This window comes from Paenibacillus profundus (assembly GCF_021369635.1).
Classification (GTDB): domain Bacteria; phylum Bacillota; class Bacilli; order Paenibacillales; family Paenibacillaceae; genus Paenibacillus_B; species Paenibacillus_B profundus.
On record NZ_JAJNBZ010000005.1, the window covers coordinates 154340 to 167679 of the forward strand.

Genomic DNA, 13340 nt, shown 5'->3' on the forward strand with positions numbered 1-13340 from the left:
ACTAATCCCCTATTTCACATGGCTTGACTCAGTAGATAGTCCGCTCATAATATGTTCAACCGCTTCTTTCACATCGTCCTGTCTCATAAAGTGCTCCCCGATGAGCGCTGCGTTCACATTCATTTGCTCCAAGCGGCCCATATGTTCCGGTAAATGTATTCCGCTCTCGCTTACTATGGCACAATGTGCAGGCACGAGTTCCCGCAAGCGTTCAGTCTGGGCCAAATCGGTAACAAACGTATGCAGGTTACGGTTATTGATGCCGATTAGGGTCACATTGTCCATCGTTGCTACCCGGCTTAATTCTGCCTCGTCATGAACCTCAATCAATACGTCCAGCCCAAGCGCCCTTGCGCTGCGATTCAGATGTATTAATTGTCCATCGTTTAAGATTGCGGCGATCAGCAGTACCGCATCCGCGCCTATCAGCCTGGCTTCCAACACTTGCAGCTCATCGATAATAAATTCCTTGCGCAGTATCGGGAGATTCGTCAGAGTCCGGACCTCCTTCAATATTTCATTTCCGCCTTGGAAGTAGTCTCGATCCGTAAGCACGGAAAGCGCATCGGCGCCGGCAGCTTCATAGCCTCGGACGATATCTGCGGGAACGAAGCGTTCTCGAATCAGTCCCTTTGAGGGCGATGCCTTCTTGACCTCAGCGATAAGGCCAACCGTTCGTTTCTTATTTACGGTCAACGCCTCCGTTAATGAACGGCATGCAGGCATCTCTGCTATCTCCCGCTCAGCTTCCTGAACATTCAGCTTCGTCTTAAGCTCCTGCACCTCATCTTTTTTCGTTCGTACAATTCGTTCAAGAAACATGGCTCAGTCCTCCTGTCGCTTCAATCCACTGCTCTAACTTGTGATATGCGTTCCCGCTATCTATCGATTTCGCTGCAATCTGTACGCCTTCCGCGATGGAGTCCGCTTGACCAGCCACGTAAATGCATGCGCCGGCATTGGCAAGCACAATATCGCGATGCGGTCCAAATTCACCTTTTAATATCGCTGTAATGAGATGCGCGTTCGTGACGGCATCGCCCCCGAGCACACTCGCGAGCGGCTGCGTCGACAATCCGAGCTGCTCCGGAGTAATATCGTATGTCAGCAGCTCTCCATTTTTCAATTCGCTGATCCGTGTCGGAGCAGAGAGACTGATTTCATCCAATCCGTCTTCACTCGCGACGACGAGCGCCCGCTTCAGGCCCAATTCCCGCAGCACGGCGGCGATTGTTTCTGTTCTGCTGCGGTCATAAATGCCTAATACTTGCCGATCCGCGCCAGCTGGATTCGTCAGCGGGCCCAGCATATTGAATACGGTCCGCACACCCAATTCACGGCGCGGGCCCGCAGCATGCTTCATCGCCGGATGGAACACCTGCGCGAACATGAAGCAAATGCCAATTCGCTCCAAGCACTCAGCCGCTTGTTCGCTTGTAAGCTGGATGTTCACGCCCAGCGCTTCCAGAACATCCGCGCTGCCCGACCGGCTCGAGGCGGAACGGTTGCCGTGCTTCGCGACACGAACAGAGGCGGAGGAAGCAATGATGGCCGATATCGTAGAGATGTTCAGCTTATGGATGCCGGAACCGCCGGTTCCGCACGTATCCAATAGCCGGTCCTGCGTCGTCACAACCTGGTGAGCCCGGCTGCGCATCGCCTCGGCAAAGCCGACGATTTCCTCCACCGTCTCCCCTTTCAACCGCATGCTCGCCAATAAAGCGCCGATTTGCGCAAAAGTCGCTTTGCCGTCCATGACGTCCAACATCACCTCGCGGGCCTCGGTCCGGTTCAGATGACCCCCGGTGAGCACTTGAGCCAGCGCGTCTTTTACATGAATGCTGTGTTGTGTTGCTGTCGTGGTCATTGGATTCCTCTCCCCTCCGTCACGGGTACTCGTTCACAACCCGCCTCCACGTAATAATCCCAGTTCACCGGAAGCGGTGCTGGCTCTTCTTCTGCTTGAGCCGTCTGAGAAGCCGTCGAGACCGCTGCTCCGAACATCTCCTCGGCTGTCTGAATCGCTAACAGCAGGGCCTTCGCTTTGTTGACCGTTTCTTCGTATTCCTTCTCTGCGATTGAATCCCATACGATGCCGGCGCCTGCCTGCACGTATGCCTTACCCTGCTTGAAAATAATGGTCCGAATCGTAATGCACGTGTCCATATTCCCATTGAAGCCCAAATATCCAATGGCCCCTGCATAAGCCCCGCGAGCTTCCTGCTCCAGCTCGGCAATAATCTCCATGGCACGCAGCTTCGGTGCGCCAGACACCGTTCCCGCGGGAAGACAGGACAAGAATGCATCGAAGAAATCTTTGTCCTTCCGCAGCGTTCCCGATACGTTCGAGACAATGTGCATCACATGGGAGTAACGTTCGATGCCCATATAGGAATCGCAGTGTACGGAACCGAACTCACATACTCGGCCCAGATCATTGCGCCCGAGATCGACGAGCATGACATGCTCGGCTCTCTCTTTCTCATCGCGCAGCAGTTCTTCTTCCAATGCGGTATCATGTTCAGGCGTTAGACCACGCGGGCGCGTTCCTGCAATCGGTCTCGTCTCAACACGCTCGTCGTTAACCCGGACTAACGCTTCCGGCGATGTTCCCACTAGCGTCTCATCTTCCATCTTCATTACATACATGTATGGTGACGGGTTCGACATCCGCAGCACCCGGTACACATCAAGCGGGTGAACCGTCGTCTGCCGTTCAAAGCGCTGCGACAGCACGACTTGAAAAATGTCGCCGGAACGGATATATTCCTTCGCCCGCTCCACTTTGTTCATAAATGATGTTTTTGTTTCATTGGAGTGAGTGACGGATAATTCACTGTTGCTCCCTTGCACCGAGCAGCGCACACCCGGCACATCATATTCAAACGGAGCCGTCAGCTTATGCTGCAAGCGCCGCAATTTCTCTCCTGCGGCAATATATCGTTGGCGAATGTCATCATCGCTATCTTCCGGTGAGATATGAATGTTGACGATGAACTGCATTTGCTGCTTCACATGATCGAAGACGACCAGTTGGTCACAGAACATGAACTGGATGTCGTTCATCAACAGATCATCACGTTCATGGCGCGGCAGCCGTTCATACTGTTGCACCAAATCATATCCGAAAAATCCGATTGCGCCTCCCGTAAGCGGAGGAAGACCCGGCACGACTGGACTGCGATATTTACGCAGCAGCTTCTTGATTGCTTCAAGCGGACGATCCTGCACTTCGGTAACTTGCCCCTGCTCCATCATTCGCAAGCATCCGTTCTTCCCTTGAAGGAGAAGGAAAGGGTCGGTTCCAATGAAGGAAAAGCGGGCCCATTTGACGCCACCTTCAACACTTTCTAATAAAAATGCATACGGTTCTTGCTCGAGCCGCTGAAATAATCTGATGGGGGTTTCGGTATCGGCCATCATCGTCTCAGACACTGGAATTACGTTATAATATTGCGACGATTGAATGACTTCGTTCACATGGGGAAACATCGCTTTCCACTCCTTTCAACTCCGTCGATAACTTGCTTAGCGGATGGAGAATCAGAGCGATAACCAACAGGAATGTCAAATAAAACATGCTTATGCGACAAAAAGACCTCTACGCAACGTAGAGGTCTGTTGGTTTACGATGAAATTGTGGATGAGTGAAAATTAGTATAGGGATATGTCTGCTTAGAAATGGCCATGTACACTTATCTTCAATAAATAAGCGCAGTGGTCACTACAATGACGATAACGAAAATACGCGTCACCTAAACACGACATGTAATTGCTTCTCAACTCGGCTCATCTCAATCTCAAACTCAACTCTGCTCAACTCTGCTGTCTTCACTATACTTGTAAACAGAGGCAGCGTCAACTAATTTTCTTTTCAATCCGTGTCAGCACCCGGTGTCTGGATTCTGAATCGACTCCATGAGTAGGCTTCGATCAGAAGACGGCACAGCCAACTTGAATCTGGTATGCCTGCCATTATCATCGGGCGCTTTATGCCATGCGATATTGTGTATTTGAGATGAAAATAGCCAAAAGACTGTACATTTTCCAATGGAACGAATGGTTCAAGGGACTACCCTTTGATCCACTCTCCCGCTGGTTCAGATATCGTATGCCCCCCCGCCAATACGGGAGACTCAGCAGCCCCCTCAGCACCATAGGTATGGCTAGAGAGTGCACCTTAAAGGACCGTCCTGCGCCGGCAGCTCTGGCAACTCCAGCAACGCCCCAACTGTCGAATGAGTTTATAAGTTGAATCTGTACGCTACGGCATGCCCTCTCCTCGTCGTCATCTCTTTCCTGACCCCGCGGGAGAATGAACATAAGGGCAAATCCGATAACAGTTTTTCGTATAAGGGGTTCCATGCTGAATGAATGGGAGAGCACGGCAAGGGATGCAAACAGCTCCAAACAGACTACATAAGAAAACAAGCCTACACCCCTTAGGATGTAAGGCTTGCATATCAATGCCATTGGCAAATAACCTTAGGTCGAAGCTAAATCCGGACGCAAATTGATCGCTTCATTCAAATACACATGTCGAATGTCTCGCTGAGCTTTATCCGTGTTGACCGTTACCATCAAACGGATGCACAGCGGCAAGCTCCCTTGCACCGGAATCTCAATGGCACACATGAGCGGCACGAGCTCCCATCCCGGCATGGCACGAATCGCCCGTGCAGGGAACGTTGCATTCAAATCCTCTGTCATCGTAATCCAGACGCTCGCAATATCCTCTGGCTGCACATTATTTTGCGCAATAATATGCTGAAGCATTGTCGTCGTCGCCTGCAATATTTCATCAGCGTCATTTTGACGAACCGTTGTCGCCCCGCGAATTCCTCTTACTGCCATGTTCCTGCCCCTTTCAATTCTTCTATGATGTCTCGGACTTGTTCGACCGGCACATCCCGTCGAATTTCCACGCGGCCGATCGCAGTCGGCAGCACGAACATAGTACGGCCTTCATTGAATTTCTTGTCATGCATCATCGCCGCAATAATCTGTTCCGTATCGTAATGGGCCGGTATTGCGGTCGGCAATCCAAAGGACTTCATCAGGCGCTCCGTATATTCCGCAACTCCAGCTGCCATTCCCATCTGCTCCGCCAGACGCGCGGATCCGATCATGCCGATCGCGATCGCTTCGCCGTGCAGCAGCTCACCGTATCCAGCGACAGCCTCGAGTGCGTGACCAATTGTATGACCAAGATTCAATATCGCTCGCAAGTCATTCTCCCGTTCATCCTGAGACACGACAGCTGCTTTGATGGCACAGCCTTGAAGCAGCCCGTACGTCAGTGCTTCCTCGTCTTTGGCTAAGAGCTGCTCTGCGTGCTCTTCACACCATGCAGCGAACGATTGATCCCAGATCAATCCATGCTTAATCATTTCCGCAAGACCGGAGCGAACGTCGCGGTCAGGTAGGCTTTGCAATGTAGACGTATCATATAAGACCATGTCGGGCTGGTGAAACGCCCCGATAATATTTTTCGCTAACGGATGATTGACCGCCACTTTGCCGCCAACGCTGCTGTCGTGTGCCAAAATAGTCGTCGGCACTTGCACAAAGCGAACGCCGCGCATATAGGTAGCTGCGACAAACCCAGCCAAGTCTCCTACTACGCCTCCGCCCAGAGCGACAACGGTAGACTTGCGGTCACACCCCGCTTCAAGCGCTGCGCTAATACAGTCCTCGAATACGCGGAGGGATTTGGACTTCTCGCCAGAAGGAACCTGGTGAGTGCTCACCGAGTAGCCCACATACTCCAACGCTTCCGCCACTTGATGTAAATACTTCGGTCCGACCTTATCATCTGTAATGACAAGAATCGGACTTCCAGTCGGAATATGTTGCAACTGAAACGCACGGCCGATACGTGAAATCAGACCGCTCCCAATCCATATCGGATAAGACCGCTCCCCCAACTCAACCATGAGCTGAGCGGCCCCAATTTGATCATTCATGTTCATCGCGCCCACCTCCATTTAGTGAGTGTTCAAAAACGAAAATTTTCGAACAACCCGTTTAATAACGGGATACCTGCTCTAAATAGTTCTCGTAGTTCGCACGAATTTCTTCCATTGAATCACCGCCGAATTTCTCCAAGAACGCTTTCGCCACTTCCCACGCGACGACATGTTCCATCACGACGCTTGCTGCTGGCACGGCACAGGCATCTGAACGCTCCACTTGAGCGGTGAATGCTTCCTTCGTATCGATATCGACACTGCGCAGCGGTTTGTACAAGGTCGGAATCGGCTTCATGACACCACGCACGACAATCGGCATCCCGTTCGTCATGCCGCCTTCAAAGCCGCCCAACCGGTTGGATGCCCGCGAGAAGCCTTGATCGGCATCATATACGATCTCATCATGTACCTGCGATCCGCGAAGCTGACCCGCTTCAAAGCCGATGCCAATCTCCACGCCTTTGAACGCATTGATGGACATGACCGCCTGCGCAATTCTGCCATCCAGCTTGCGATCGTATTGCACATAGCTGCCAAGGCCAACAGGCAAGCCTTCTACGATGCATTCCACAATTCCACCGATGGAATCGCCTTCTCCCTTAATCTGATCAATATAGGCCTCCATCTTCTTCTCCGTCTCTTCATCTACGACGCGAACGGAAGACGCTTCGGTAAGCTGTATAATCTCGTCAACGGCAAGCTGATGCGGAGGGGCTTCAATCTCGCCGATTCGGATAACTTGTCCTGCAATCTTGATGCCGAAAGCTTCAAGCAGTTGACGTGCCACTGCGCCGACGGCAACCCGTGCCGCCGTCTCACGCGCGCTGGATCGCTCCAACACATTGCGGAGATCCTTCAACTGATACTTCAAGCCCCCGTTCAAGTCGGCATGTCCGGGACGCGGACGATGCACACGGCGCTTCTCTTCGTCCGTCCCCTCAATCGGTTCAACGTTCATAATCTTCGTCCAATGCTTCCAATCATTATTCTCTACCACGATGGCAATCGGAGCACCTGTTGTGCGTCCGTGGCGCACGCCGCCTACGATAGATGCTGTATCCTGCTCAATCTGCATCCGCCGGCCGCGCCCGTATCCCTTTTGCCGACGCTGCAATTGGAAATTGAGTTGTTCAAAATCGAGTACCATATTGCTCGGCATGCCTTCAACAATGGCGGTCAATTGAGGTCCGTGCGTTTCTCCTGCTGTCAAATAACGTAGACTCACGAGTTGCTCCCCCTTTTAGCTGTAAAGCTGTAAATGACTAAAATCCTTAACTCTTTTGCTCATTATAGTATAGGAGGCATCGTTTGACAAGAATACAAAAACGCGTCTGATGCGCACAGAACATGCACATTAGACGCGTATTGAATACAGATAAGCAACGCTATCCGTACGCTTGCTCAAGGCTGAAATAGAAACCAATTCACATGAAATCCATCTTCACCGAAGATAGATTCAGAACGAGGGGCAGTATATGGGACTGTGGAGGCATTCCATCTCTGTCTTCCTGCGAAGACATGAAGGGAATCCACCCCTGCAGCGGGGCCTCCAATCCGATAATTTGCGCACATTCGTGAATGGTTATGTCTCCTCGTTGATAGGCGGCAATAACGGTCCTCTTATCCATTGTTATCCCTCCGTCTAGGATGCAAGGTCCCTTCCTCCCTAGTATCGGAAAGATGATAGCTGCTTATACGCTTCTTTACATTTTCCGGTAAAAAAACGTCTCCATCGTCTCTAAGCCGTATTGGTTCGGGTTAAAAATTTGTTCTGTACTGCCAACAAAGAGCACGCCCCCTGGCTTTAAAGCCTCGGAGAATTTGAAATACAGCTGATGCTTGGCCTCTTCAGTGAAGTAGATCATAACATTGCGGCATATGATTAAATCCTGTTGACCTGTAAAAGCGTCCTCCAACAAATTCTGCTTCTGGAACTGAATGTTGCGCGTCAAGGCTGAAGACACGCGATAACCATCTTCAGTCCGTGAGAAGTATCGCTGCTTGAACGATGCGGGCACATCTTTCAAAGCACGTTCAATATAGCAAGCCTCTTTTGCCCTAGCCAATGCATTATCATCAATATCCGTCGCCATCACTTGCGATGACCCGAGCAATCCCGCGTCGTCCAAAATCATGGCTAACGTATAAGGTTCTTCACCCGTGGAGCAGGCCGCACTCCAACATTTCAACCTGCTATTTCGCTCCGTAATCGCTGGCAGCACGCGATCTCGCAACGTCTCCCATCGATTTGGATTTCGCCAAAATTCAGATACGTTAATCGTCATCCGATCGAGGAATTCATCGAGCAGACCTTCGTTAGACTTCATCGCTTCATAGAACGCCCGGAAGGTACTATAGCCGTTCTTTAAACGCAATGTTGTTAAGCGACGACGCATTTGCGCTTCCTTATATTGAGTCAAATCGATTCCTGTCCGCTTCTTAATTTCCGTTACAAAATAAAAATAATCTTGATCGTCTGTCGTGACTGCCCCTTTATGTTCTTGCATTGCCTCCACACCTCGCCACTTCCATCGTGCTCGTATATATGTATAAAAAAAACACGGTCGAACATATATATTCGCCGCGTTCTTCTTTAATCCTGCTTCATGTAAGCTCTTACAACAAAAATCAAAATAAGTTCAATATTAATCAGACTGACTTCAAGTTGCGATGAACTATTATAGAGGTTGTTCAAGAAGTCCCCTTTTGATCACGATGATCATAAAGCTACCTTTTTGAACACGCATTTAAAGCTAAGGTTGAACCGCATGCTCAACGCTTACAATCTCCTGTTCGGAAAATATGTTTGCGATTTCCCTAGCCGCACTTTCAGGTGAATCCGAACCGTGCACCAAGTTGAAGTTCGTATGTGAAGCGTAATCCCCACGGATGGTTCCTGGCAATGCTTCTCCTACCTTCGTCTTGCCAATCATCAAGCGCGACAAGCTGATGACGTCATCCCCTTCCCAGATCATTGCAAATACTGGACCGGATGTGATGAAGTCAACCAATTCACCAAAGAAAGGCTTTTGCGCATGTTCTGCGTAATGGCGTTCGGCTTGATCGCGCGCGATAATCATCAGTTTCCCGGATACGAGCTTGAATCCTTTACGTTCAAAGCGGCTTATTATTTCTCCGATAAAACCCCTTTGAACGCCGTCAGGCTTGACCATGATGAATGTGCGTTCCATATGTTCACTCCTCAATTGATGTGAAGTTGTCCAACATATGCATTATACCAAATTTTTCATCATGGCGCATCCATATTTTTCTTATCACCTAATCAATGGGAACGATTCGCTATAAAATGCGCGATATCTTTTAAGTTTTTGCGTGCTCGAATGTTAGGCAGCTGCTCCAACACAGACAGCGCTTTATCGGTGTAGCGGTTGGCCAATTGCTCTGCCTGTATAATTCCCGCGCTCTTACGAATCATATCCAACGCTTCATTTACATCCGTCTCACCGTTCAATTCCCGAATGCGTTCGATTTCAGTTAATAACGGCCGCCGCAATTCCGGATCCTGAAGCGCGTAAATAACCGGAAGCGTTAAGTTGCCTTGGCGAATGTCATTTCCGGGAGGCTTGCCGATCTGCGCTTCCGTTCCCGTCAGATCCAACACGTCATCGCGAATCTGGAAGGCCATGCCTACATTATACCCGAATCGGTACAATGCGTGGTCGATCCGCCGATCCGCACCAGCCGCGATAGCGCCCAGTTGGCAGCTTACGGCGATGAGCAGCGCGGTCTTGCGACGGATGCGCAGCATATATTGGCGTACCGATTGCTCCGTATTGAAGAAATCGCGAATTTGCTCCATCTCGCCGATGCACATCTCAACCATCGCCTTGGATAGGATACGGTGAATTTCAGGCTGCTTTAATTCGGTTGCCACCATCAGTGCCTTGCCGTGTATATAGTCCCCCGCATACATCGCGACACGGTTGTCCCATTTTGCTTTTACCGTGAGCTGCCCTCTTCGAGTTTCAGCATCATCGATAACGTCATCGTGAACCAAGGAAGCCATATGGATGAGCTCCAGAGGTACGGCTACCCGCTTAAGTTGTTCAATATCATATGTACCAAATTTGCCTGAAAGCAGGACAAATACAGGTCGTATTCGCTTGCCTCCTGCTTTCAGCAGATGAAGCGACGCCTCGTTCAGCAGCTCATTGTCGGTCGTTATCGTCCGTTCCAATTCCCGCTCGATATACGAAACGTCTTGTTTCATTGTCGCATATATGTCCCACAGTTTCATGCCTTCACCTAACCAACCATATTTTCCGACCAAAGCTCAAACTGAACTTTGTGATCGATGAGTCCCAATTCAAACGCATACTGGAAATAAAGCTGAAGCCCTTCTTGTTGCGGGCGGTCAAAATCATAATGTAAATGGGAAAAATAATGCCGCCAGTAGTCCTCGGTTCCGCCAATGGTCTGCACCGCCTCCTGCACAAGCGGTTCTGGCTCCTTCAGACTGAGCTGCTTGCTCGCTTCGAAAGCTTCCACGATGTGCCGTATGTCAGCTGGATGCTTCCGAATCACTTCATTGCGTACAGCCCATACGGCGAACGTCATCCAATGACCTGTCCATTGCTGCCATAGTTCACCCAGATCAATAACTTCATAGGAAGTATTGCTCCATGAGGCATGAATGGCATGATCACCGATAAGAAGCGCAGCATCTGCCGCTTCCATCATCTTATCCAGATTCGGATCCATATTAACGTATTCCGGAGCGGCATGATAGAACTTGGCGGCGATAATTTTGAACAAGTTGACGGATGTTGCGGATGTTGTCGTCAGAGCTACCGTACCTTTTAAAGCCTCGAGTAAAGGTTTTTTTAGAAACAGCAAAATCGAATGAACAGGACCGTGCGCGCTTACCGATAAATTCGGAAACAAAGAATACTGTTCCGATGACTCGCCGTAGGCGAAGGCCGATATCGGCCCCATATCGATGCTGCCTTCTCGCATGGCGACATTTAAACCCGAAGGGACGGCGGGAATCATCTCAATGTCCGCTGCAATTCCTTTCGGATGAAAATGATAAAAGAGCGGCCATACGTTCGCGTAATCGATGACACCGATCGTAATGGCAGCAGGATGATGGTTACTCATCGTTCCCATTTTCTGATTCATCCGATTCTCCCCACCTTGTAAACAATTGATGTTCTATGTTCAAGCAGTCCAACACTTTGCCGACAAGGAAGTTCACGATATCATCCAATGTTTTCGGATGGTAATAAAAAGCAGGCATCGCCGGCACCATTCGAACGCCCATATTTGCCAATTTCAGCATGTTCTCTAAATGAATAGCGTGCATAGGCGTTTCGCGAGGGACGATAACAAGCTGACGACCCTCTTTTATCATCACATCTGCCGCACGGCTCATCAAGTTATCGGAGGATCCGTGGGCGATGGATGATAATGTTCCCATCGAGCAAGGCATAATAATCATGCCCCGTACCCGAAAGGAGCCGCTAGCAATGCTTGCACCGATATCTTGAATCGGATGGTACTGAATGTGGGCCGCTTGTTCGCCGAACGCCGACTCAATCGCGAGCTGGCGTCGGGTCACATCCCACCCTAGCTCCTCCTTCAGCACGCGCCACCCTGCGTCGGACACGACAAGATGCACACCGTAACCCGCATGCAAGAGCGACTCCACTAACCGGATGCCGTAAATGGCACCGCTGGCTCCGGTAATCCCAACGATAAAGCACTGCCTTTCCACGTGGCTCATAGCTGATACACCACCAAATCAATTAAGGTGAAACTGAACACTACGATGCTGAGCACTCCGTTCATCGTGAAAAATGCCGTATTCATCTTGCTTAAATCGTTAGGCTTCACTAGCATATGCTCATACACTAACAGGGCACTGGCAATTATTGTGCCGATGATGTACCACCAGCTAAGTTGAGTTAAGAATAATAGCAGAACAAAACCGATTGCTGTAACAATATGAAATCCACGCGCGATCCACAGCGATTTCGCGATGCCGAATCGAACTGGAATTGATTTCAAACCTTCATTTTTATCAAACTCATAGTCCTGACACGCGTATACAATATCAAAGCCTGTCGTCCAACAGGCCACCGCCAAGAAGAAAATAATCGACGTCCAATTGATTTCATTCGTTACTGCAACCCATCCGCCAAGCGGCGCCAGAGCAATCGTCAAACCTAATACAACGTGACATAACCAAGTAAAGCGTTTCGTAAATGAATAAAAAACGAGCATGAAGACGGCAATCGGCATCAAATACACCGCCAACGGCTGTAAGTTAGCCGCCGCCCAAAATAAAAGACCGAATGATACGGCCGTAAAAAGAATCACTTCGCCCGCTTTCAGCAGTCCGGCAGGAATGGCCCGGTTCGCGGTTCGCGGATTTTTAGCATCAATTGCCGCATCGATAAGGCGGTTCAGCGCCATGGCGGCACTTCTCGCACCAACCATCGCCAACAAGATCCAACCCCATTCCGGGAGTGTCGGAAAGCGATTGTCCATCACCATCGATCCGAGCAAAGCCCCCATGAATGCAAACGGAAGGGCAAACAACGTATGTTCGATTTTTATCATTTCCAGAAAAACACGCACTTTTTTAAACATCATCATTCCCCTTACTCCCGATATGAAGCGCAGCGATTCCTCCGGTTAAAGGATATGCTTCCACATGCGTCAGACCGATATCGCGAAACATCTGGGCTAATTGTTTGTGATCAGGGAACGTATTCAATGATTCAGGCAGCCATTTATACTGCTCGTACCGCTTTGCAATCAATTTGCCCATCATTGGCAATATATTGCGGAAATAGAAATAATAAATCGCTTTGAACGGCTGCCAAGTCGGCTTGCTGAGCTCTAGGCATACGACCATTCCCCCCGGCTTAACAACCCGCTTCATCTCGCGCAGCACCTGCTCGTAATCAGGAACGTTGCGCAGCCCGAATCCGATAGTCGCGTAATCGAAGCTGTTGTCCGCAAACGGAAGCGCCATCGCATTGCCTTCCGTTAAAGAGATTTGATTGTTCATCCCCAATTGATCAATTTTCTTCTTACCGACAGACAACATATTTGCACTAAAATCAAGCCCGTCGATACGGCCTGTCTTGCTTGCTTTGGCAAGCTGAATCGTCCAATCACAGGTGCCACAGCACAAGTCAACGGCGGTATCGCCCGGTTGCACGTTCATTTTGCGCATCGTAAATCTGCGCCATGCTTTATGCCGCCGGAAGCTTAGAATATCGTTCATAATGTCGTACTTCGGCGCGATGCTCTGAAATACGTCTTGAACAAACTTTTCTTTCGACTCGCCTGTCTTAGGCGAATGCGTCTCCACGATATGTCACCTTACCCTTTCTT

General features: G+C 49.9%; 14 protein-coding genes. All 14 read right to left on the minus strand.

Features of this window, described 5'->3' with window-relative positions; translation table 11 throughout:
• Positions 1-9 precede the first annotated feature (9 nt).
• The 14 genes from trpC to LQV63_RS09500 all read right to left on the minus strand — a co-directional run bounded on the left by trpC (position 10) and on the right by LQV63_RS09500 (position 13317).
• Positions 10-822, minus strand: coding sequence for an indole-3-glycerol phosphate synthase TrpC (trpC, locus tag LQV63_RS09435; protein WP_019421845.1), 813 nt, complete (start codon positions 820-822; stop codon positions 10-12).
• A complete protein-coding gene (gene trpD / locus LQV63_RS09440; RefSeq protein WP_233696498.1) occupies positions 812-1867 on the minus strand; it encodes an anthranilate phosphoribosyltransferase in 1056 nt (351 codons plus the stop codon). The genes trpC and trpD overlap by 11 nt, the downstream gene beginning before the upstream one ends.
• Positions 1864-3492 (minus strand): anthranilate synthase component I, encoded by a 1629-nt coding sequence (trpE, locus tag LQV63_RS09445; protein WP_233696499.1) that lies wholly within the window; start codon positions 3490-3492, stop codon positions 1864-1866. Before trpE ends, trpD begins: the two co-directional genes overlap by 4 nt.
• 993 nt (positions 3493-4485) lie before the next feature.
• The gene (gene aroH, locus LQV63_RS09450) at positions 4486-4854 is read right to left on the minus strand and encodes a chorismate mutase (protein WP_019421841.1); all 369 of its coding nucleotides are present in this window, start codon (positions 4852-4854) and stop codon (positions 4486-4488) included.
• The gene (gene aroB, locus LQV63_RS09455) at positions 4845-5972 is read right to left on the minus strand and encodes a 3-dehydroquinate synthase (protein WP_233696500.1); all 1128 of its coding nucleotides are present in this window, start codon (positions 5970-5972) and stop codon (positions 4845-4847) included. The genes aroH and aroB overlap by 10 nt, the downstream gene beginning before the upstream one ends.
• A gap of 55 nt (positions 5973-6027) precedes the next feature.
• Positions 6028-7197, minus strand: coding sequence for a chorismate synthase (gene aroC / locus LQV63_RS09460; protein ID WP_233696501.1), 1170 nt, complete (start codon positions 7195-7197; stop codon positions 6028-6030).
• A gap of 199 nt (positions 7198-7396) precedes the next feature.
• Positions 7397-7600: a hypothetical protein gene (locus LQV63_RS09465; RefSeq protein ID WP_233696502.1), complete on the minus strand. Its 204-nt coding sequence runs from the start codon at positions 7598-7600 to the stop codon at positions 7397-7399.
• A gap of 75 nt (positions 7601-7675) precedes the next feature.
• Positions 7676-8479 carry a CheR family methyltransferase gene (locus LQV63_RS09470; RefSeq protein WP_233696503.1) on the minus strand — a complete coding sequence of 268 codons (804 nt, stop codon included), beginning with the start codon at positions 8477-8479 and terminating at the stop codon, positions 7676-7678.
• A 246-nt stretch (positions 8480-8725) separates the two neighbouring features.
• Positions 8726-9163 (minus strand): nucleoside-diphosphate kinase, encoded by a 438-nt coding sequence (gene ndk, locus LQV63_RS09475; RefSeq protein WP_019421836.1) that lies wholly within the window; start codon positions 9161-9163, stop codon positions 8726-8728.
• 92 nt (positions 9164-9255) lie between these two features.
• A complete protein-coding gene (gene hepT / locus LQV63_RS09480; RefSeq protein WP_233696504.1) occupies positions 9256-10230 on the minus strand; it encodes a heptaprenyl diphosphate synthase component II in 975 nt (324 codons plus the stop codon).
• Positions 10231-10238: 8 nt separating this feature from the next.
• On the minus strand, positions 10239-11114 hold the full coding sequence (locus LQV63_RS09485) for a menaquinone biosynthesis protein (protein ID WP_233696505.1): 876 nt from the start codon (positions 11112-11114) through the stop codon (positions 10239-10241).
• Positions 11086-11718 (minus strand): UbiX family flavin prenyltransferase, encoded by a 633-nt coding sequence (locus LQV63_RS09490; RefSeq protein ID WP_233696506.1) that lies wholly within the window; start codon positions 11716-11718, stop codon positions 11086-11088. Before LQV63_RS09490 ends, LQV63_RS09485 begins: the two co-directional genes overlap by 29 nt.
• Positions 11715-12587: a UbiA-like polyprenyltransferase gene (locus LQV63_RS09495; RefSeq protein WP_026011101.1), complete on the minus strand. Its 873-nt coding sequence runs from the start codon at positions 12585-12587 to the stop codon at positions 11715-11717. The genes LQV63_RS09490 and LQV63_RS09495 overlap by 4 nt, the downstream gene beginning before the upstream one ends.
• Positions 12580-13317, minus strand: a complete 738-nt coding sequence (locus tag LQV63_RS09500; protein WP_019421831.1) for a demethylmenaquinone methyltransferase — start codon at positions 13315-13317, stop codon at positions 12580-12582. The genes LQV63_RS09495 and LQV63_RS09500 overlap by 8 nt, the downstream gene beginning before the upstream one ends.
• Between the last annotated feature and the right edge of the window lie 23 nt (positions 13318-13340).

What these genes read in the sequence shown, in the direction of transcription:
- trpC (WP_019421845.1), bottom strand. Translation starts at nt 822, where the DNA reads ATGTTTCTTGAACGAATTGTACGAACGAAAAAAGATGAGGTGCAGGAG.
- trpD (WP_233696498.1), bottom strand. Translation starts at nt 1,867, where the DNA reads ATGACCACGACAGCAACACAACACAGCATTCATGTAAAAGACGCGCTG.
- trpE (WP_233696499.1), bottom strand. Translation starts at nt 3,492, where the DNA reads ATGTTTCCCCATGTGAACGAAGTCATTCAATCGTCGCAATATTATAAC.
- aroH (WP_019421841.1), bottom strand. Translation starts at nt 4,854, where the DNA reads ATGGCAGTAAGAGGAATTCGCGGGGCGACAACGGTTCGTCAAAATGAC.
- aroB (WP_233696500.1), bottom strand. Translation starts at nt 5,972, where the DNA reads ATGAACATGAATGATCAAATTGGGGCCGCTCAGCTCATGGTTGAGTTG.
- LQV63_RS09465 (WP_233696502.1), bottom strand. Translation starts at nt 7,600, where the DNA reads ATGGATAAGAGGACCGTTATTGCCGCCTATCAACGAGGAGACATAACC.
- LQV63_RS09470 (WP_233696503.1), bottom strand. Translation starts at nt 8,479, where the DNA reads ATGCAAGAACATAAAGGGGCAGTCACGACAGACGATCAAGATTATTTT.
- ndk (WP_019421836.1), bottom strand. Translation starts at nt 9,163, where the DNA reads ATGGAACGCACATTCATCATGGTCAAGCCTGACGGCGTTCAAAGGGGT.
- hepT (WP_233696504.1), bottom strand. Translation starts at nt 10,230, where the DNA reads ATGAAACTGTGGGACATATATGCGACAATGAAACAAGACGTTTCGTAT.
- LQV63_RS09485 (WP_233696505.1), bottom strand. Translation starts at nt 11,114, where the DNA reads ATGAATCAGAAAATGGGAACGATGAGTAACCATCATCCTGCTGCCATT.
- LQV63_RS09490 (WP_233696506.1), bottom strand. Translation starts at nt 11,718, where the DNA reads ATGAGCCACGTGGAAAGGCAGTGCTTTATCGTTGGGATTACCGGAGCC.
- LQV63_RS09495 (WP_026011101.1), bottom strand. Translation starts at nt 12,587, where the DNA reads ATGTTTAAAAAAGTGCGTGTTTTTCTGGAAATGATAAAAATCGAACAT.